This is a genomic window from Paraburkholderia aspalathi, from assembly GCF_900116445.1.
Taxonomy (GTDB): domain Bacteria; phylum Pseudomonadota; class Gammaproteobacteria; order Burkholderiales; family Burkholderiaceae; genus Paraburkholderia; species Paraburkholderia aspalathi.
Map to the genome: position 1 here is coordinate 68,214 of NZ_FPBH01000025.1, position 19,884 is coordinate 88,097.

Annotated in this window: 21 protein-coding genes; 9 read left to right on the top strand and 12 right to left on the bottom strand. The window is 61.5% G+C overall.

Annotated features, from left to right (window positions below):
- Window positions 1-128: 128 nt before the first annotated feature.
- Window positions 129-926 carry a phosphodiesterase gene (locus tag BM438_RS31140; protein WP_093642737.1) on the bottom strand — a complete coding sequence of 266 codons (798 nt, stop codon included), beginning with the start codon at window positions 924-926 and terminating at the stop codon, window positions 129-131.
- Window positions 927-1,184: 258 nt separating this feature from the next.
- Between BM438_RS31140 and BM438_RS31145 the strand changes: the two genes are divergently transcribed.
- The 3 genes from BM438_RS31145 (at window position 1,185) to BM438_RS31155 (ending at window position 2,227) form a co-directional block, all read left to right on the top strand.
- Window positions 1,185-1,439: a type II toxin-antitoxin system HicA family toxin gene (locus BM438_RS31145; RefSeq protein ID WP_093642740.1), complete on the top strand. Its 255-nt coding sequence runs from the start codon at window positions 1,185-1,187 to the stop codon at window positions 1,437-1,439.
- Window positions 1,436-1,768 (top strand): type II toxin-antitoxin system HicB family antitoxin, encoded by a 333-nt coding sequence (locus tag BM438_RS31150; RefSeq protein ID WP_200622173.1) that lies wholly within the window; start codon window positions 1,436-1,438, stop codon window positions 1,766-1,768. Before BM438_RS31145 ends, BM438_RS31150 begins: the two co-directional genes overlap by 4 nt.
- 150 nt (window positions 1,769-1,918) lie before the next feature.
- A complete protein-coding gene (locus BM438_RS31155; RefSeq protein ID WP_143131795.1) occupies window positions 1,919-2,227 on the top strand; it encodes a hypothetical protein in 309 nt (102 codons plus the stop codon).
- Between the two features lie 49 nt (window positions 2,228-2,276).
- Here BM438_RS31155 and phnX read toward each other — a convergent pair whose 3' ends face one another.
- Complete coding sequence (phnX, locus tag BM438_RS31160) at window positions 2,277-3,080, bottom strand: phosphonoacetaldehyde hydrolase (RefSeq protein ID WP_093642749.1); 804 nt, start codon at window positions 3,078-3,080, stop codon at window positions 2,277-2,279.
- 62 nt (window positions 3,081-3,142) lie between these two features.
- The gene (locus BM438_RS31165; protein ID WP_093642752.1) at window positions 3,143-4,372 is read right to left on the bottom strand and encodes a 2-aminoethylphosphonate--pyruvate transaminase; all 1,230 of its coding nucleotides are present in this window, start codon (window positions 4,370-4,372) and stop codon (window positions 3,143-3,145) included.
- 118 nt (window positions 4,373-4,490) lie between these two features.
- Between BM438_RS31165 and BM438_RS31170 the strand changes: the two genes are divergently transcribed.
- Complete coding sequence (locus BM438_RS31170) at window positions 4,491-5,372, top strand: LysR substrate-binding domain-containing protein (RefSeq protein WP_093642754.1); 882 nt, start codon at window positions 4,491-4,493, stop codon at window positions 5,370-5,372.
- Between the two features lie 125 nt (window positions 5,373-5,497).
- Here the strand turns inward: BM438_RS31170 and BM438_RS31175 are convergent, their stop codons facing one another.
- From BM438_RS31175 to BM438_RS31185, 3 genes are all read right to left on the bottom strand, one after another.
- Window positions 5,498-6,244: a glucose 1-dehydrogenase gene (locus BM438_RS31175; RefSeq protein ID WP_093642757.1), complete on the bottom strand. Its 747-nt coding sequence runs from the start codon at window positions 6,242-6,244 to the stop codon at window positions 5,498-5,500.
- A gap of 264 nt (window positions 6,245-6,508) precedes the next feature.
- Entirely contained in the window at window positions 6,509-7,531 is a 1,023-nt protein-coding gene (locus tag BM438_RS31180; RefSeq protein ID WP_093642760.1) for a histone deacetylase family protein, read from the bottom strand.
- Between the two features lie 79 nt (window positions 7,532-7,610).
- Window positions 7,611-8,921: an MFS transporter gene (locus BM438_RS31185; protein ID WP_093642762.1), complete on the bottom strand. Its 1,311-nt coding sequence runs from the start codon at window positions 8,919-8,921 to the stop codon at window positions 7,611-7,613.
- Between the two features lie 139 nt (window positions 8,922-9,060).
- On the opposite strand from BM438_RS31185, the gene BM438_RS31190 reads away from it, so the two are divergent.
- The gene (locus tag BM438_RS31190) at window positions 9,061-10,020 is read left to right on the top strand and encodes a LysR family transcriptional regulator (RefSeq protein WP_093642987.1); all 960 of its coding nucleotides are present in this window, start codon (window positions 9,061-9,063) and stop codon (window positions 10,018-10,020) included.
- A 153-nt stretch (window positions 10,021-10,173) separates the two neighbouring features.
- On the opposite strand, the gene BM438_RS31195 is transcribed toward BM438_RS31190, so the two are convergent.
- The gene (locus BM438_RS31195; protein ID WP_093642765.1) at window positions 10,174-10,923 is read right to left on the bottom strand and encodes a sulfite exporter TauE/SafE family protein; all 750 of its coding nucleotides are present in this window, start codon (window positions 10,921-10,923) and stop codon (window positions 10,174-10,176) included.
- 173 nt (window positions 10,924-11,096) lie between these two features.
- Between BM438_RS31195 and BM438_RS31200 the strand changes: the two genes are divergently transcribed.
- Together BM438_RS31200 and BM438_RS31205 are read left to right on the top strand one after the other, a co-directional pair.
- The gene (locus BM438_RS31200; RefSeq protein WP_093642769.1) at window positions 11,097-11,987 is read left to right on the top strand and encodes a LysR family transcriptional regulator; all 891 of its coding nucleotides are present in this window, start codon (window positions 11,097-11,099) and stop codon (window positions 11,985-11,987) included.
- A gap of 168 nt (window positions 11,988-12,155) precedes the next feature.
- Window positions 12,156-13,133, top strand: a complete 978-nt coding sequence (locus BM438_RS31205) for a PDR/VanB family oxidoreductase (protein ID WP_093642990.1) — start codon at window positions 12,156-12,158, stop codon at window positions 13,131-13,133.
- A 54-nt stretch (window positions 13,134-13,187) separates the two neighbouring features.
- Here the strand turns inward: BM438_RS31205 and catC are convergent, their stop codons facing one another.
- From catC to catB2, 3 genes are all read right to left on the bottom strand, one after another.
- Window positions 13,188-13,478, bottom strand: a complete 291-nt coding sequence (gene catC / locus BM438_RS31210) for a muconolactone Delta-isomerase (RefSeq protein ID WP_093642773.1) — start codon at window positions 13,476-13,478, stop codon at window positions 13,188-13,190.
- A 145-nt stretch (window positions 13,479-13,623) separates the two neighbouring features.
- Complete coding sequence (gene catA, locus BM438_RS31215) at window positions 13,624-14,532, bottom strand: catechol 1,2-dioxygenase (protein WP_093642776.1); 909 nt, start codon at window positions 14,530-14,532, stop codon at window positions 13,624-13,626.
- 47 nt (window positions 14,533-14,579) lie between these two features.
- Window positions 14,580-15,737 (bottom strand): muconate cycloisomerase CatB2, encoded by a 1,158-nt coding sequence (gene catB2, locus BM438_RS31220; RefSeq protein WP_093642779.1) that lies wholly within the window; start codon window positions 15,735-15,737, stop codon window positions 14,580-14,582.
- A gap of 102 nt (window positions 15,738-15,839) precedes the next feature.
- Here catB2 and BM438_RS31225 point away from each other — a divergent pair, with 102 nt between their 5' ends.
- Window positions 15,840-16,727: a LysR family transcriptional regulator gene (locus BM438_RS31225; RefSeq protein WP_093642783.1), complete on the top strand. Its 888-nt coding sequence runs from the start codon at window positions 15,840-15,842 to the stop codon at window positions 16,725-16,727.
- Between the two features lie 54 nt (window positions 16,728-16,781).
- On the opposite strand, the gene BM438_RS31230 is transcribed toward BM438_RS31225, so the two are convergent.
- Complete coding sequence (locus BM438_RS31230) at window positions 16,782-17,474, bottom strand: CBS domain-containing protein (RefSeq protein ID WP_093642786.1); 693 nt, start codon at window positions 17,472-17,474, stop codon at window positions 16,782-16,784.
- Window positions 17,475-17,902: 428 nt separating this feature from the next.
- Window positions 17,903-18,745: an SDR family oxidoreductase gene (locus BM438_RS31235; RefSeq protein WP_093642992.1), complete on the bottom strand. Its 843-nt coding sequence runs from the start codon at window positions 18,743-18,745 to the stop codon at window positions 17,903-17,905.
- A 203-nt stretch (window positions 18,746-18,948) separates the two neighbouring features.
- Here BM438_RS31235 and BM438_RS31240 point away from each other — a divergent pair, with 203 nt between their 5' ends.
- Window positions 18,949-19,866: an AraC family transcriptional regulator gene (locus BM438_RS31240; RefSeq protein WP_093642789.1), complete on the top strand. Its 918-nt coding sequence runs from the start codon at window positions 18,949-18,951 to the stop codon at window positions 19,864-19,866.
- Window positions 19,867-19,884: the final 18 nt, after the last annotated feature.

Genomic DNA, 19,884 nt, shown 5'->3' on the forward strand with positions numbered 1-19,884 from the left:
GAGCGGCGGGCAACGGGTTCATTCCACAGACGATTGCAACCCGTCCTCGCTTAATCCCGATCCTCTGCGCCGCGGCCGAAGCGACCCTCCTTGACGACCACGACCAACAGACGGCCCGCGCTACGCTTTCACGCAAACGGCAACGGCCCCTCGAACCGGCCGATATAGCTCAGATGCGAAACGGCCGGCTTGCCCTGCACCCAGCGATGCAGCATGAAAGCAGGCGGCTCGAGATACGACGCCGGTTGCGCATCGGCCTCCACACGCAAAGCAATCTGCGTCGTCGTGCTCGGACAGGTCAGCACCGGCACAGGGCCGAGCCTCGTCTGCATCGACCGATGCACATGTCCCGCGATCACACGATCGACGTGCGGGTGCGAAGCGATCAAGGCGGCGAACGGTTCCGCATCGCGCAGTCCATAAAGATCGAGATACGGTATGCCGGTAATGAATGGTGGATGATGCATGGCGATCACGGCCGTGCGGTCCTGGCAAGCGTCCAGTTGCGCATCGAGCCACGCCAGATCGTCGCGGTTCAGTTCGCCGTGATGCTTGTCAGGCACAGAGGTATCCAGCGCGATCAAGCGCACCGTGCCGACGTCGCGTGTGAAATGCAGCGGACCGCTGCGAGGCAGCCATGGATGATCCGCGAACGCTTCGCGCAGATGATCACGGTTGTCGTGATTACCGGGCATTACGATGTAAGGAAGCGTCAGCGCGCCGAGCAGTTCGCGCACCATCGCGTATTCAGCGGGCCTGCCTTCGTCGACAAGATCGCCCGTAATGATGACTAGATCAGGCGCCGGTCTCACCTCGTTCAGCGCGGTAATCGCCTGCGCGAGCATGGCGTTCGAGTCAACCAGGTCCTGATACAACGAACCCTTCGGCCGGACGTGGATGTCGGAAATCTGCGCGATGCAGGTCATCGGATGGCGCTCCACGAACGGTGTGAATGGGGGATTGTTCTATTAGAACGAATCGAGCATATCTTCGGCAGGGACGCAGACAAAATAAATCTTCTGTGCGTGCTAACCACCTGCCCTGCTCTCACACAGCAGCGTAGACCCCGGCCATCGTCGTAAATCCTTCGAGGCGTTTGATCTGTATGCTCTGTTCACAAACGCTGAGGCCAACTGGTTCAGATAGCCACACCACAGTACCAATTTGTGGTACCATTTTCCCTCATGAAGCGAGCCCATTCCCGAACCCTTGAACTGATCTTCGCACGCCCCGTTTCGGCCAATGTGCGATGGTCCGACATCGAAGCGCTCTTCCTCGAGCTCGGCGCAAAGATCACCGAGCGCGAGGGCTCCAGAATCGCTGTTGTGCTGTTCGGCCAAGTGCAGGTCTATCACCGCCCGCACCCGCGCCCCACCACCGACAAGGGCGCGGTCGCCAGCATCCGCAAATGGCTCGAATCGAACGGAGTCAAACCATGAACATCCTTACCATCGACAACCATCGCGCAGTCGTCACGTATGACCCCGACACTGATATGCTGCGCGGCGAATTCCTCGGCCTGAACGGCGGTGCTGACTTCTACGCCAGCGATATCCCCACTCTCAAGGCCGAGGGCTCCAGGTCCCTGGCGGCTTTTCTTGAGGTTTGCAAGGAGAACGGCATCGATCCGTTTCGCCACTTCTCCGGCCGCTTCAATGCACGCATCAACCCCGAGCTTCATGCGCGCGCGGTCGAAACTGCTGCGGCCGAAGGGATCAGTCTCAACCAGCTCATCGAGCGGGCTATCGAACACGAAGTCATGACATAACGTCCGCGCCGCGACCGTGCCTGACGTGAAGCAACAAGGTGCATGTACCGAACCGAGAGGCAAACGCAGAAGGTAAACGAAGCGCGGGCCATGAGTGCTACCAACACTCACGGCCCGCTGACCACAACCAACTCAAAAAGGGAGTTGACCATGGCTAACATCAATCTTAAACCACGCCGCACCCGCACCGAACCACCAACGAATATTTCTGCAACACTTGAACGGGCACCTGCCACAGACAGCCTGCAGCAGCAGGCGAGGCGCGTCGCCTTTCCGTGGATGCTCGTCACTGACGCGTTGCTCGAACGCATCGGCTTCCGCCCCGGGCAGCAGGTCATGCTCAGCGTCGACCACAGGTACGGCAAGATCACCATTTCTCTCGATCACGACTATACGATCGCAGGGAGGCCCATGACGCAGAAGCAAATCAGACAGCGCGGCGGCCTTCGTACCGACTAACACCTGCTCCAGATACAACAAACCCGGCTCTTGCCGGGTTTGTCGCTTTTTAAGGCCGCTCACCTCGCGCCAACCGCGCATCAATCTCACGCACCACAGGCATCAGATCCGCCACGCTATCGATCACATAATGCGCACCAGCGGCCTGCAACTTCTGAATCGCCACCTTGCGCCGCCATGCAAATTCATCCGGCGCCAGCGCCTTGACATCATCCTCGGCCATGCCGAAAGCATTGCCGCTCACGGCAACACCCACCGCCCACGTGCCGCCGTTGATCCCTTCCTCGATGCCGACTTCGGTGTCGTCGACCTTGATCGCATCCTTCGCGCGCCACACGCCGAGTTCCGGCAACGTCTTGTAGATCATGTACGGCGACGGACGCCCTTCCGGCGTGTCACCCGTACACACGATACTGTCCGGCGAAAAACCCTGAGCCGCCGCGCCCGGCACGATCTCGGCCATGATTTCGCGCGTATAGCCGGTGGTCGTACCGATCCTGATGTCGTCGCTGCGCAGCGCGCTCGCCACTTCCGCCACGCCCGGAATCACCGAACTGTAGCTCGCGGCCACCGCGATGTTCTTCGGCACGAAGACGTCGTACACGGCGTCGATGTCCGCTTCGCCCGGCTTGTGGCCGTACTTGTCGGCCCATGCCTGCGACACACGCGGCAACGCCATCAGCGCCGCGATATGCGGGCGCTTGGCCATGCCCATCGGGCCGCGTGCTTCGTCGATCGTGATCGACACGCCGAACTGCTCGAACGTCTCGACAAACGCGCCCATCGGGGCCAACGAACCATAATCGACCACCGTGCCGGCCCAGTCGAAAATCACTGCTTTTACGTGTTTCATTTACTTCGATTCTCTGGAAGTTGTAAGGCTCGCGCGACGTGCCGCGCATTTGTATTCCGTACTCAAGCCGCTTCGGCCAGGGTCTTGCGCTCTTCGAGCGCGGCCGCCGGCGGTGCGGCATGCGCGACCCCCATCGCTTGCAGCGACTGCGCGCAGGCTCGCACCACGCGGTGCATCACACGCTCATCCACCTGGCCGATGCAGCCGATGCGGAAGCTATCCACCACCGTCAGCTTGCCCGGATAGATGATGAAACCCTGCTTCTTCATCAATTCATAGAAGTGTTCGAACTTGAACGACGGATGCGCCGGCGCAAAAAACGTCACGATGATCGGCGAGCGCCAACGCGCGTTCAGCAGCGGCTCGAAGCCGAGTTCCTGCATGCCCGCAACCAGCACGTCGCGATTGTTCGCGTAACGTGCGAGACGGCCGGGCTGGCCGCCTTCGAGCTTGTGCAGACGCAATGCTTCGATAAACGCGGCCACGGTATGCGTCGGTGGCGTGAAGCGCCATTGGCCCGTGCGGTTCATCGCGTCCCACTGGTCGTACACGTCGAGCGAGAGCGAATGGCTGCGGCCCTTGGCCTCCTGCAACGCACTCTTGCGAGCGATCACAAACCCGAAGCCGGGCACGCCCTCGATACATTTATTCGCCGAGGAGACAAACGCCTCGCACGGAATCTGACGCACATCGAGCGGCACCGCGCCGAATGCGCTCATCGAGTCGATCAGCAGCTTGCGGCCTTTCTTGGCGGTAGCGGCGGCGATTTCTTCGATCGGGTTGAGAATCCCGGAGCTCGTTTCACAATGCACCGCGACCACGTGCGTGATGCGCGGATCGGCGTCCAGCATGCTTTCGACTTCGGCGCCGCGCGGCGGCAGGTAGTCGCCCTTGTCGAGCATCGTGCAGGCACGCCCGAGATAACCGAGGGTGGTTGCGATGCGCTTGCCGTAGGCGCCGTTGGCCAGCACCAGGGCGTGACCGTCGCGTGGAATCAGGCTGCCGAGCATGGCTTCGACGCAATAGCTGCCGCTGCCCTGAAGCGGTACGCAGTCGTACTCGCCGGCGGTGTCGCCGGCGATCTCCAGCAGGCTGCGGCGTAACTGGGCGGTCATGGCGCGGAAGTCGCCGTCCCACGAACCCCAGTCGCGCAGCATGGCTTCCTTGGTCGAGAACGCCGTGGTCAGCGGTCCCGGCGTCAACAGATACGGCTCGCCCTGGGCCGGCGCGGCGCACATCACGGTTGAAGGCAGTGCTGGCACTGTCGGGGCGCTGTCGATGACGCTTTCCATGGTCGGAATCTCCGATATCGCTGTTGCGGTCATGGCACAGTACAGAAAGGCTGTCCATCGGTAAAATCGATATAATCGATGCAGGTATCGCAAAAACTTATCTCTCGGCGAGGCAGACGTGCAATACGCGCAATTGCGGGCCTTTCATGCGGTCGCGGAACACGGCGGATTTTCCAAAGCGGCGCAGGCGCTGTCGCTCACGCAGCCGGCGGTGTCGGATCACGTGAAGCGGCTCGAGCAGGATTTCGGTGTCAAATTGTTCGAGCGCGGCCCGCGCGGCGTCGAAACCACTGAACTCGGTCTGCGTCTTTTCACCGTGACGCGGCAGATGCTCAGTTGCGAGCGCGACGCGCGGCAACTGCTCGAATCGGCAGGTGGGCTCGAGTCCGGCTCGCTCTCGCTGGCGGCGGACGCGCCCGATCTGGCCGTCGCGCTGATCGGCGCGTTTCGCAAGCTTCATCCGGGCATCGTCGTAACGCTCTCGATCGCCAATGCCGCAGATTGCATGCAGCGCGTGCTGTCGAGCGCGGTCGACGCCGCCATTACCGCCGCTCCACAGGTGCATAGCCGGCTCGAGTCGCGCGTGCTGCGGCGCGATCCGCTGGTGGTCATGGTGCCGGCGAGCTATCCGGTAGCAAAGAAACGCAAGCTGAGTTACGCGGAACTGGTGCAGCAGCCGATGATTTTTCGCGAGCGGCAATCGGTTACACAGCAGTTGCTGGAAATCGAACTGGTGCGCGAGTCGTTGCAGGTCGAACCGGTGATGTATGTGGACGGACGTGAAGCGCTGGAGGAAGCGGTCGCGCAAGGCATGGGGGTAGGCGTGATCGCGCGCGCCGAATTCAAGGAATCGCGGCGGATCAGGATGATTCCGCTTCAGGATTGCCAGGTGCAGATGATCGAATCGCTCACGCGGCTTGCTGAAAGGCCGGGGTCGAATCTGCTGGATGCGTTGTTCGCGGTGGAGCTGACAAGCGCCGCTACTGTGACGGCTCAATAAAACAATAAGCCGCCGGGCAACGATTGCCCGGCGGTGTTTTCATCCAGTCCTGGCGCAGCGGGCGCGTATCGTGGCAATGCATGACATTGCCACACGAACCCATCACAACGCGCCAGCCAAACCTGTTACCGCATACCGCCGCTAGCAATCAGGCTTTCGCCAGTCATCCAGCGCGAGTCATCGGACGCAAGGAACACGGTGACGTCGGCGATATCGTCAGGCTGACCGATACGGCCAAGCGGTGTTGTGCTGAGCGCCCAGGTCTCGAAGTCCGAGCCGATGAAGCCGGCGGTATGCGTGCCTTCAGTTTCCACCATGCCGGGATTCACGGAGTTGACGCGAATCTTGCGCGGGCCGAGTTCACGTGCGAGCACGCCGGTGATGGCGTCCACCGCGCCCTTGGTGGCGGTATAGACCGAGCTGCCCGGCGGCGTGATGCGGCTGACAACCGAGCTGACGTTCACAATGCTGCCGCCTTCGCCCAGATGCTTCACCGCCGCTTGCGTGACCAGGAGCAGACCCAGCACGTTCACGTCGAAGTGCTTATGGAAGTGCGCTTCGGTGATGTCTTCGATCGGCGCCATCTCATACACGCCGGAATTGTTGACGAGAATGTCGAGGCGGCCATAGGTTTCGACTGCCGAATCGACGATGCCTTTCGCGTCCGCGGCCTTGGACACATCGCCGCCAACGGCCACTGCCTTGCCGCCCGCCGCGGTGATTGCGGCAACCACATCGTCCGCGCCGGCCTTACTGGACGCATAGTTCACCACCACCGACGCGCCTTGCGCAGCGAGTGCCTTGGCAATCCCGGCGCCGATGCCTTTCGATGCGCCCGTTACAACCGCAACCTTACCTGTGAGTTTGCTCATGATCGTTTCCTTTGGATGGAGTTCGCGCCGGCGTCGCTGCCGCGAAGATTCGCGCGCTGACGCCGATGAAGCGAGACATGCAGTGGCGCTGTCACTGGACACAATGTAGGCACACTGGCCGCATGGATAAAGCGGCTGGAAACGAATAGATACGTCGGATGAGCCGAACAATCGGAAAGACGTGGGGGGCGGAACGCGTGGGGCAAGGTTAGACAAGGGCACGGCGGGCACCGACGCTGACGCCGGCGCGACACCCGCCTGACTTCATCGCTTCGACGCAAACCCGCCGAAGAACGACTGCGCGTTCACATCGAGCGTTTCGATGTGATACCCGCCTTCCTGCACGATCAACGTGGGCAGTTTCAGCGCACCGATTTGGCCGCCGAGTTGGCCGAAGCCTTCGGTCGTCACCGCCACCATCGATTGCGGGTCGTCCTTGTAGATGTCGAAGCCCAGTGCAACGACCAGCACATCCGGTTGAAAGCGCGCGAGAACACGCAGCGCCGCGTCGAGTTGCTCGAAGAACACGGCTTCCGACGAACCATGCGGCATCGGCAGATTGACGTTATAACCCTCGCCTTTCTCCGCGCCGCGTTCGTCTTCGAAACCGGCTACCACGGGATAGAAATTCGTCGGATCGCCGTGGATCGACACGTACAACACGTCGTCACGACCGTAGAAAATCTCCTGAATGCCCTGGCCATGGTGCATGTCAGTATCGAGAATCGCCACACGCCCGTACTTCTGCCGCAGCGCCTGCGCTGCAACTGCTGCATTGTTCAGATAGCAGAAACCGCCTGCCGCTTCGGCACGCGCGTGATGACCCGGCGGGCGGCATAACGCGTACGCTTCACCCGCACCGTCGAGAATCGCGTGCGCGCCGGCCAGCGCGCTCTGTGCCGACCAGTAAGCGGATTCGTAGGTATCCGCGCCGACCGGACAACTGCCGTCGGCGAGATAGCGAGCCGCTTGCGCCAGCACGCCGCGCAACGGATTGTTCTCGCGGATATACACGTTCGACATCACTTCGTCGCCCCACTCCGCGGGAATCTTTTTCCATTCGCGATGCGCTTCTTCGAGGAAGCGCAGATAGTTCATGCCATGCACCGCGGCGAGCGGTGCGGCCCCGAAATCCGTCGGCTCCTGCACGTCGAAACCGAGCTTCTTCACGGCTTCGACGAGGCGCAACGCACGTTCGGGCACTTCCTGCGGCGTGCGCATCTGGCCACGCGACAGATAGCTGCGCGGATGATGCTTCAACTGCGCCGGATGAAAAAACGTCTGCATAGTCCAGTTCCTTTGCTTCAGGCGTAGGCCGGTGCGGCCATCATCGCACGCGCCGGCAACGTCTTTGATTTCATTTGATTCAGCGTGCCGGCAGTGCTTCGGGTGCGTCGGCACGACGGTGTTTCAGCGCATCCAGTGCGACGATGCACGACAACGAGATGCCCGCGAGGCACGTGTAAAACACGGCAAGCGGCCACCATTGCCCGGTGAATTTGTGCGCGAGCCATGTCCCCGCCAGCGGCGTCAAACCACCTGCAATCGCACCGCACACCTGGTACGACAGCGAAATCGCCGAATAACGCACCCGCACCGGAAACACGCCGCTGACAAAGCCCGCGATCACCGAATAGAAACTCGCCATGCACACCACGGCAAGCGCGATGCCGACAATCATCGACAGCCGGCTGCCGCTCTGCACGAGCGTGAACATCGGATACGGCGAGAGCATCGCGGCGAACGCGGCCAGCTTGAGGAAGCGCGCACCACCGATCTTTTCAGCGAGCCACGCGGCGAGCGGTTGCGACAGAAACTGAATGATTGCGACCGCGAACAGGCAATCGAGAATTAGCGATTTCGACACGCCGATGTTTTGCGTGGTGTACGAAATCATGAAAGTGTTGGTGAAGTACACACCCGCAATGCCGATCGTGTTCGCGCCGATGCACAGTGCAACCAGCGCGCCGGAAGAACGGAACACTTCGGCAATCGGCAACTCGACCGTACGCTTCGCTTCTTTCTCGCGCTGGAATTCCGGCGACTCGTTGACACCGAGGCGAATGAAAATACCGACCACGAGCAGCACCGCGCTTGCCAGAAACGGCAGACGCCAGCCATACGCGATGAAATCGTCGTGCGGCATCGACGTGACCGCGCGAAATGCGATCAGCGAGAGAATCAGCCCGGCCGGGCTGCCCAGTTGCGCGAACGAAGCAAAGAACGTACGCCGCCCTTTCGGCGCATGTTCGCCAGCCATCAGCACGGCGCCGCCCCACTCGCCACCCACCGCCACGCCTTGCACCACGCGCAGCAACACCAGCAGCACAGGCGCGAGCACGCCCACTTTCGTATAAGCCGGCAGCAAGCCGACGCACACGGTGGCGACACCCATCATCATCAGCGTGGTCATCAGCGCCTTCTTGCGGCCGATACGATCGCCCAGATGACCGAAGATCACGCCACCCAGCGGCCGTGCAAAGAAGCCGACCGCGAAGGTCGCGAACGACGCCATCGTGCTGACAAACGGATCATGCGAGGGGAAGTACAACTCGCCGAACACCAGCGCGGCGGCCGTGGCGTAGATGTAGAAGTCATACCACTCGATCATCGTGCCGATGAAAGCGGCGCTGGCCGCTCGCACGGGCTGACGGGTGGCTTGGGGTGAAGCGTTCATGGCGGCTCCTCTGTCGCGATGCCTGATATCAGGCCATCTTGTGAGGTGTTTTATCGCCAGCCATAAAATATTAGTCAAATTTCGGTTTATTATCCCGGCTATAAATCTGGCTAATGTCGAAGGTGATTCCATGACTCAGTTGCGCGCGGACGTCACGCGTTTTTTGAATGACCGGCTCGACTGGAACCTGTTGCGCACCTTCCTCGTGATCATGCAGGAGCGCAGCGTCAGCCGTGCCGCGGCCCGTTTGCACCTGACGCAGCCGGCGGTTAGCCAAGCGCTTAAACGGCTCGAAGACACGCTCGGACGCAATCTGATCCAGCGTCGCGGCCCGCACTTCGAACCGACTCGCGCCGGCGAGGAGGTGTACCGCATCGCCAGTGATATTTACGGCCACATGTCGCGGCTGGAAACTGAACTCGACGACCGCAGCGACGACATCACCGGGTCGATCCGGCTTCTCTCGGTGAGCCGGATCGACTCCGGCGTCTACGACGAATTCCTCGCGGAATTCCACAAGAGCTATCCGCGCGTGGACTTGCAGATCGAAGTGATGCGCTCGTCGGACATCATCTCGTCGTTGCTGCAAAAAACGGCCACGGCCGGGCTCGGCTTGTGCCGCACGCCCGTCGACAAACTCGAACAGCGTTGCTTTCTGCGGCAACGGTATGCGCTTTTCTGCGGGCGGCATCATCGGCTGTTCGGGCGGCATGCATTGTCGGTCGATCAATTGCTGGCGGAAAACTTCGTATCGTTCACCAGCGACCAGATTGGCGACAGCTTGTCGCCGCTCACCGTGTTTCGCGATCAGCGCGGCTTTACCGGGCGCATCGTGGCGGCCTCGCCGAGCCTCGATGAAGTGCGGCGGCTGATCTTCGCGGGCTATGGCATCGGCTGTCTGCCCGAGCACATCGTGCGCGACGATCTCGCACAGCAACGCTTGTGGCGTCTGCCACCCGAAGAGGGTCTGGTCGACGTCGATATCGATCTGCTGTGGCTGCGCGCACGCAAGATGAACGCCGCGGAGCAGGCGTTTCTCGATGGCATGGAACGCACGATGCAACGCTACGCGCTACCTGAGCGGCTTGCGCCGCGCTAACCGAAGATAAGTCTGATGGTTCACCGATTTCCGCATTTGCGGATAAACGCGATCTGCACCGCCACACTTGCCAGTACAGCTAACGCGCCTAACGTATCCAGAATAGTCGACCACACAATCCAGCCCTCCTGCTTCACGCTTCCCACTTCCTGATCAAACGAATACGCGCGCCAGTAACTGAATACCCAAGCCGAGCAGACAAATGAAAAACCAGCGGCGGAAGGTCGCCGGACTAATGTGGCCGCGCACCCGCTGGCCGATCCACATGCCGAGCAAGGCAGGTGCTACGGCGCAAAGCGACGTGCCGAGGTCGTCGACCGCAAATGCATGCTCCCTTGTCAGTCCGATCGCGAGCGCGATGGTGGAAACGGTGAACGACAGGCCGAGCGCCTGGACCAGATCCTCTTTTTTTAACGTTAAGCCCTGAAGATAAGGCACCGCCGGCACAACGAACACGCCGGTCCCTCCGGTGATCGCGCCGGTGACCACGCCGACCGCCGGCGACAGCCAGCGCTCGTGGCGTGCCGGCACCGAGAAGCGCCACGCCATCAGCCCGGCCGCGGCATAGAGCGTCAACGCGGCGCCCAAGCCGGCCACGGCCGATTCGCCACCGCCGCCGGCAATGAACGATGCAGCCGCGAGCGTGCCCGCGACGATGCCCACCATCATCGGCCACAAACGTCTGAGCAATTCCCGCACGCTGGGCCCCGCGAACAACTGCCAGACGTTCGTGACGAACGACGGCAGCAACAGCATCGCTGCCGCCTGCGCCGGCAGCATCAGCGTGCCGAGCACGCCCATGGCGACGGTCGGCAGGCCCATGCCGGTCACGCCCTTGACGAAGCCAGCGAGCACGAAGGTCGCGGCAATCACGCTCGCATGCAGCGCAAAAGAAGAGGTCATGGGGATGAGGTTCTGGATGTCATGTCCGCGATTTTCGATTGCCGCAGCGCCGTCCACAATGCGTAAGATACGTACTGTGACTTAGGCTATAACTAAGGCTAAAACTGCATCTGCATCTGCATCTGCAACCGCAACGCCAGTCACGGTTACGACACCAACTAAAATTCGACCCCATGCGCTTCGACCTGATCGATCTCCGCCTTTTCCTGAACATTCTCGACACCGGCAGCATCACGCACGGCGCGGCGCGCGCGAACATGTCGCTGCCGTCGGCCAGCGCGCGTTTGCGCGGCATGGAAGACGCATTGGGCGTGCCCTTGCTGGAGCGCGGCCGGCGCGGCGTGGAGTCCACGGCGACGGGCGATACGCTCGCGCATCATGCGCGACTCGTGCTCAGCCAGATCGACCGGATGCAAGGCGAGCTCGGCGAACATCAGACCGGGAGCAAAGCGTTTATCCGCTTGTGGACCAATACCGCCGCGATCACCGAGTTTTTGCCTGCCCCGGTTGGGCTCTTTTTGCGCGATCACCCCAACGTGCAGATCGATCTGAAGGAACGGCAAAGCAGCGAAACCGTGAAAGCGGTGCTGACCGGCGCGGCGGAGATCGGCGTCATCTCCGATGCCGTCGAACACGGCGCGTTGCAAACGGTGCCCTTCGCCGTCGACAAACTTGTGCTGGTTACCAGCCGCGGCGACCCGCTGGGCGCGCGTCGCCGCGTGACGCTTGCGGAAGTGGCCGACCGTGAATTTATCGGCTTGAGCACGAGCAGCGCGTTGCACGCGTACCTCGGCGAACGCGCCCTGCTATCCGGACAGCCGCTCAACGTCCGGGCGCATATGCGAACCTTCGACAGCATCTGCTGCATGGTCGAACAGGGCGCGGGCATCGCCATCGTGCCGGCCACCGCCGCGAAACGCTATCGCGGCACGCCGGGCATTCGCACGATCGAACTGACGGACAGTTGGGCCACGCGTCAGTTGCTGATCTGCATGCGCGACCTGAACGCGCTGAAACGGCCGGAAAAGGCGCTGGTCCGGCATCTGGCCGGTGTCGAAGGATGACGAGGGCGCATGGCTGCGCACCATATTATCAATTCGACTTATTTCATAACCGATTTTTAATCGATTTGCCTGATTGTCGGCGGCTTCTTATCCTTGACGCACAACCGGGCGCTGCGCATTGCATGCGGCGTCCGCTCTGCCCCTCTCTGTCCTTTGGCCAGCAAGATCATGGAAAGAACCACCTTCAGCGTACGCGTCGACAGCGTGCGTGACGAAGCGCACGGCGTGCGCTCGTTCAGTGTCTCGCGTCTGGACGGACAACCGTTCGACCGCTACGAACCCGGCGCCCATATCGACGTCACCGTGCCCTCAGGCATCACGCGGCAATATTCCCTGTGTGGCGACCCCGATCATCGTGAAGCGCACCTGTTTGCCGTCAAACGTGAAGACGCGTCGCGCGGCGGTTCGCGCTCGCTGCATGACGACGTGACGGTCGGTTGCGAATTGACGATCGGTGCGCCGCGCAATCTGTTCCAGCTTGCGTCCGGCGCGAGCGAGCACATTCTGATTGCGGCAGGCATTGGCGTCACGCCGCTGTTGAGCATGGCCTATCGCCTGCTCAAGCAGAACGAGCGCTTCGTGTTGCATTATTTCGCGCGCAGCGCGGAGCATGCGGCGTTCTTGCCATTACTCTCACGCGCACCGTTCAGTGATTTCGTACGGCCTCACTTCGGCGTCGAACCAGAACAGCTCGATGCGGTGCTGGCCGACTGCGTGGCAAGCGCGGGCGAAGGTTCGCACATTTATACCTGCGGCCCGGGCCCCTTCATGGAGCGCGTGGTGGCGGTCGGTGAAACGCGCGTGGCTTCGGGGGCGATTCACCTTGAACGCTTCGCCGCCGAGCCTGTTTCGACGGCTAGCAGCGAAGCGAACGCGCTCGATGCATTCGATGTGCAGATCGCCAGCAGCGGCGCTACCGTCCACGTCGATAAAAATACGACGATCGTCGCGGCGCTCGCGTCGATCGGTATCGAAGTCGATACCTCATGCGGCGAAGGCGTATGCGGGACCTGCATGGTCGATGTGGTGAGCGGCACGCCCGAGCATCGCGACCATTGCCTGAGTAAAGCTGAAAGGGCAAGCGGCAAAGTGATCTGCTGCTGCGTCTCGCGCGCCACGTCACCGCTGCTGGTGCTCGATCTTTAATACACTTTAATGCAGGCCAGGTGCTGCATTCGCAGCACCTTCTTCCTTCCGCCCTTACCGGTCGTCGTCGCGAATCGACGATGCATGCCGGCACAGTGCGCGCACTTCGATATGCATGTACGGGAACAACGGTAACTGGCTCAGCACGTCATGCAGATGCGCGGGGCTTTCCACATCGAACACGCTGACGTTGGCGTAGCGCCCGGCGATGCGCCACAAGTGCCGCCATACGCCCTCTTCCTGCAGCTTCTGCGACATGGCTTTCTCATCGGCTTTCAAGCGCGCGGCGCGCTCGGCGTCCATATCGAGCGGCAGGTTGACGGTCATCTCAACGTGAAACAGCATGCTGGCTCTCCTTCTCTGATCGGTAATGAAAAACCCCGACTACGCGGAATACTCCGCCGCGCAGCCAGGGTCAATAGATTCGTGCGGTACGTGTATGCGTTTTCAGTCATCGGCGCGTTAGAGCGCCACAGCCGCAGTTGCAGCCTCAGGCTTCGGCGCGCAGCCGGTCGATTTCGGCACCCGGCAGGTTGTCGCGCTCCTTGAACAGCGTGAAGTCGAAGTCGATCAGCGCAAACTGCCCTTCCACGCCGTAAGGCTTGCCTTCCGCGCCCTCGGCCTGCTTGACCGCAGGCACGAGGCCGTCGCGCGTGGCGAACGCAAAGTCGTCCCACAGATACGGATCGCCGTCGATGTTGATCTGCGTGGTCAGCTTGCGGCAGCCCGGCGCCGACACGAAGAAGTGGATATGCGCCGGACGATGCCCATGACGGCCCAGCTGATCGAGCAACAACTGCGTCTCCCCTTGCGGCGGCACCGAGTAACCGACCGGCACCACACTGCGGAAGCTATATTTGCCTTCGGCATCCGTACGAATCGAGCGGCGCAGATTGAACGCCGGCTGCGACTTGTCGAAGTACGAGTAGTTGCCGAGATGATTCGCGTGCCACACTTCAACCAGCGCGTTGGCGAGCGGCTTGCCATCTTCAGCAAATACGCGGCCGCGCATCACCAGCGTCTGGCCGGGATCGGTGCCGTCATCGAGCCGTGCATGCCCGTCGGACACCGGTGCGCCCGCCACATACAGCGGTCCTTCGATAGTGCGCGGCGTGCCGCCTTCAATACCGGCCTTGGCTTCTGCTTCGTCCATTCGCAGATCGAGAAAATGCTCGAAGCCGAGGCCCGCGGCCAGCAGACCGAGCTCGCCGCTCTTGCCTGCGTCGCCGAGATAATTCAGCGCGGTCCAGAACTCGGCCGGCTGCACGTCGAGGTCTTCGATCGTATAGAACAGATCCTGAATGATGCGTTGGACGATCTGCTTTGTGCGCGGATTGCCTTCGCTGGTGGCGCTGTCGTTGAATTTCTGCAGCAGTGCGTCGATAGCTTGCTTGTTCATGGGGTATCTCCTTCGTTTAATGTTCTCGGCGGTTAGCGGATGAACCGTCAGTTCGTGGTAACGCTTGCGCCTTTGCGCGTATCGCGCCGGAGGCGGTCGATCTTGTCCCAGTCGAGCGTGATGCCGAGACCGGGTCCTTGTGGAAGATGCAACGCAAAGTTTTCGTAGCGCAGCGGCTCGGTGAGAATCTCTTCGGTCAGCAGCAGCGGCCCGAAGAGTTCAGTGCCCCACTTCAGTTCGGCGAAGGTGCTGAAGAGTTGTGCCGAGGCGATCGTGCCCACCGCGCCTTCGAGCATCGTCCCGCCGTACAGGTCGATATTCGCGGCGAGCGCAATCGCCGCCACCTGTGCGGCGCCAGTCAGACCACCCGATTGCGCGATCTTGACGGCGAAGACGTCAGCCGCACGCGCACTGGCGATGGCGAATGCGTCCGCCGGGCCGTGCAGCGCTTCGTCCGCCATGATCGGCACCTGAGCGAGATCCGTCAGGCGTTTGAGGCCCGCACGGTTCTCCGCGGCAATCGGCTGCTCGATCAGCGCAACGCCGGCATCGGCGAAGCGCTTGCCGGCCCAGATCGCTTCGGATTCGGTCCATGCCTGGTTCACGTCGACACGCACTTCGCCCCGGCCTTCCAGTGCTTTCTGAATTGCCACGACGTGCGCGACGTCATCAGCAAGCACGCGCGAACCGATTTTCAGCTTGAACACACGATGCCGCTTCGTTTCGAAAACGCGCTCGGCTTCGTCGATATCGCGGGTGGTGTCGCCGCTTGCGAGGGTCCACGCCACGTCCACCGAATCGCGTACACGGCCGCCGAACAGCTCCGACAGGGGCACGCCGAGACGCTGCGCCTGGGCGTCGAATAAAGCGGTTTCAACTGCGGATTTCGCAAAACGGTTGCCCTGAAACAGCGCGCGCAGCTTCGCCATCGCTGCGCCCGGACGAGTTGCGTCCATACCTTTGAGCAGCGGCGCGAAGTACGTATCGATGTTGACCTTGATACTTTCCGGGCTTTCCTCGCCGTATGCGAGACCGCCGATGGTCGTGCCCTCGCCCACGCCGACCACGCCGTCGGCGCAGCGGATGCGCACCAGCACTAGCGTCTGGCAATTCATCGTTGCAACCGAAAGCCGGTGCGGACGAATCGTCGGTACGTCGACGAGAATCGTCTCCACGCTCTCGATCTTCACGGGTGTTGCTATCATTCGGTGCTCTCCTGAACTGCTTTCATGAGAGCCCCATAGTAGAAACAACCCGCGAAGCAGTCCAACACCGATTCCGACTACTTCCATACCTTAGGGGTATGCATGGAACTTCGCCAACTCCGCTATTTCATCGCGGTCGCCGAAGAAATGAACATCACGCGGGCTGCCAATCGCCTGCATATGACGCAGCCGCCGCTTAGCCGCCAGATCCAGCAGATCGAGGAAAGCGTCGGCCTCGCGCTATTCGAGCGCGGCTCGCGGCCGCTGCGGCTGACCGAAGCGGGCCGCATTTTCTATGCGCAGGCCAAGCGTCTGGTCGACGATGCCGACGAACTCGCCCCGCTCACGCGGCGCCTCGCGCAACTGGCCGAGCGCATCGTGATCGGCTTCGTGCCGTCCACGCTCTATGGCGCGTTGCCCGCGGTGATCCGCGCGTTTCGCGAAGCGGCGCCGCATATCGAGTTGTCGCTGATCGAAATGTTCACGATCGAGCAACTCGGCGCCCTCAAAGGCGGCCGTATCGACGTGGGTTTCGGCCGCTTGCGTTTCGACGATGCGCAACTGGCGCGTGAAGTGCTCGTCGAAGAACGGATGATTGCCGCGTTGCCGCAAAATCACCCGCTCGCGCGGCAGAAGAAGGCGCTGACGCTTGCCGCGCTTGCTGAGGAAACGCTGATCGTTTATCCGAGCACACCGCGGCCGAGCTATGCGGACCAGCAGCTATCGGCAATGCACGACCATGCGTTGGAGCCGAAAGCGGTTCATGAAGTGAGGGAGTTGCAAACCGCGCTGGGGCTGGTTGCGGCGCAGGTTGGCGTGTGTCTCGTGCCGGAAAGCGTCGAAGGTTTGCGCGCGCATGGCGTGGTGTACCGGCCGGTTCCGGCGGCCAATATCTCGTCGCCGATCATCATGAGCCGACGCTTGCAGGACGAGTCGCCGACGACCACGCTGCTCTGTTCGCTGGCGCGGGAGTTGTTCAAGCGGGGTTGAAGGCGCGGAAGGACGCTTGAAGCGGGCTCCAAGCGCCTCTTGATCGGCGCTGCGCTATAGCGACGGCATCACGCTCGGAAACACTAGGTGACTCTCTACGCGCTTGACGCCGGGCACGCCCTCGGCCGCGATTCGGATCGCGCGCTTTTCCTCCTCGGACTCGATCACGCCCCACAGATGCGCGACGCCGTCCGTGACGAGCACGCCTTGTTTCGGCAACCCCCAGCGCTGCCCGTGCATTTCCATGACTATTGCCTCGCGCAGGCTCACATCGTCGTGCGAAGCCGAGTCCACGGCCGGTGCGACGCTCGCGAGTGCGCGAATCAGGTTCGAGCGGCTCACGATTCCGACCAGCTTGCCGTCCTTCAGTACCGGCACGCGTTTGAGATGCCGGCGCTCCATGAGGTCCGCGATCTGCTGGAACGGCATGTCCTCGGGAATCGAAATCACCCGGTCGCACATCACGTCGCCGACGACATGTCCGTGCTCCTTCACATACCTCGCAGCCTCCCCGCGGGGCGAAGACGACAGCAGTTCGAGCCACCACGAGCGCTTTCCGTGGCAGGTGCCAGTCTCCACGCGATGCAGCAGATCGCCCTGGCTAACGATGCCGACGACCTGTCCGTTCGCGTCGACGACCGGCATGCCGCTGATACGATTATCGACGAACAGTCGTGCCGCGTCGTGGATTGTCATGTCCGGTGTGGCTGTGACGACGGACGGCGTCATGATGTCGAGTGCGCGCATGGTCGCTCCCTCAGCGTGTCGCGACGGGTCCCCATCTGTTGCACTCGTCGCACGATTTCGGCAGACGCACCGGCGGCGGGCCGCGCGGTGCTGAGGCGCCTGAATCCAGTGCTTAACAAACGGCCGCTCGCGCCAGTGTCGCGCATGCGGCGATGACTGCACGCTGTTCGGACTCTCGCGGTTCTGATGGATAAAAAGACGGAAGGCCACCAACACGGCCGTCTATTCGGGAATGAAAGGCAATATCGTCGGTGACTCGATCGAGGCAACACAGTCGCGACAATGATCATAGGCCGCATCTAGAGAAATATCCGACAAAAGCGAGGCGAATTCTGACTGCGGGTCCGTAGAAAACCCAGCCGTTGCTTCTTGGAGTGCCCTATTAAGTCGACTTGCGGGCGTCGCCACTTGTCCGGCGGCGCCCGTCTTTATTCTGGGGCGTATGAAAGCGACGAAGACAACTCGCGGTGGGCATTCGCCTGAGCGAGCAAGGTGTTCGCTTTGGATTCAAAAGCCTCAACTGCATCCGCGCCGGCGGCGAAGCGAGCGGGCGGCTCTTCCTGTGCCGTCAACTCCACTAGCGCGGCGGCAAGTTTGGCCGGATCGCCACCCTGCTTGCCGTTCATACCTTTCCACGCAGTCACGGTCTCCTGAGTGCGGGACGCATAGTCATCAATGGATAGTTCGGCGTAGGTCGTTGAGTCTGCGCTGAGAAGGTCTGTTCGGAAAAAACCTGGTTCTACCAGCATGGTGCGAATGCCAAAGGGAGCAATTTCCTGGGCAAGCGACTCCATCCATCCTTCGACGCCAAACTTTGCAGCGGCATATGCACTGCAAAACACACCAGCAGTAATGCCAGCCGTCGATGAGATTGTGACTAACAGGCCCGAGCGCTGCTTGCGCATTACCGGCAATACAGCCCGGGCAACATTCATCGGGCCGAACAGAAGCGTTTCGAGCTGGCTACGCACCTGGGCGGGGCTAAGCTCCTCGAAGAAGCCCCCATAGAAGTTGCCCGCGTTGTTGACCAGCACGTCAATGCGACCAAAGCTCTGGACGGTGGTTTCGACGGCGGCCTCGGCATCCGCGGAGCTGGTCACGTCCAACTGGACGACCAGAAGATTATCGTGATCGCCGATGGCGTTCCTGACCTTTTCAGGATCGCGGCCGGTCGCCACAACATCGTGGCCGGCCGCCAATGCTGCCTTGGCGATATCCACGCCCATGCCGCGGCCAGCGCCGGTAATCAGCCACACTTTCTTGCTATTCATACGTGGGTCCTCTCTGTTCTTGATGCCCCAAAATTCGAGCATCGGATATGAATTAACTGGCTTCAGTGTCGCGCGATTGGCACCGGGGAGGTTGCCGAAAGCGCCGAACTTCTTGCCCAAACTGACGAAGCGTGCTTAAAGCAACGTGAATGGTCTTCTACCGGAGTAAAGTGTTTCCGCCGTCCTGGCATTAGAGATTGCGCATGAAATACCGGGTTTCCGAGCCAATGAGTACGACTGCCACACGCACGCACGGCCTCGCGCGAGCCATCGCCCGCTTTGCCCAGTCTGACGGCGACTACACCACAGCCATACCAGCCCTTTCCCTTCATCGCCGGAAAGGGCCAACCGAGCCGTTGCACTGCATCTTTAGCCTCGGGCTGGGCGTCGTTGCCCAGGGCCATAAGCAGGCGTTGGTAGGAAAAGAGGTGGTGAACTACGGCCCCGGCCAATCGATGCTGGCAAGCATCGACCTGCCTGTGATCTCGCACGTCACGCGCGCGAGTATTGAGGAACCGATGCTGGGCCTGATGCTGACACTGGACAGCCGTGACATCGTGAAGACAGCTGCGGAGATGCAGTTGCCGGCTCCGCCTCGAACACCTGCCTTCACGCCCATCACGATCGAAACCCTTGACGATGCCCTGATCGGCGTCCTGATCCGGCTGATCGAATTGCTGGACCAACCGGCATTGGCTCCGCAATTGGCGCCGCTCTTTCAGCAGGAAATCATCGTGCGGCTTCTCGCTGGCCCCCACAGTCCGCAGTTGCAGCACCTTGCGGCCAACGGATCGCCGAGCCAACAGATTGCCAGGGCCGTGAGATGGCTCAAGCAGAATTTCTCGAAGGGACTCCGGGTGGATGACCTGGCCGCGCACGCGCACATGAGTCCGTCAACGTTCCGTCAGCATTTCCGCAACATCACCGGAACAAGTCCTCTGCAATATCAGAAGCAGTTGCGCCTGCAAGAGGCGCGGCAGTTGATGCTCAACCTTGGCATCGACGCGGGTAGTGCCGCGATCCAGGTCGGCTACGAAAGCGCCTCGCAGTTCAGCCGCGAGTACAGCCGTCTGTTCGGCGCGCCTCCCCAGCAGGACGTGAGGCGGCTGCGGCTGTCGTGATGCGCACGTAACGGCGAC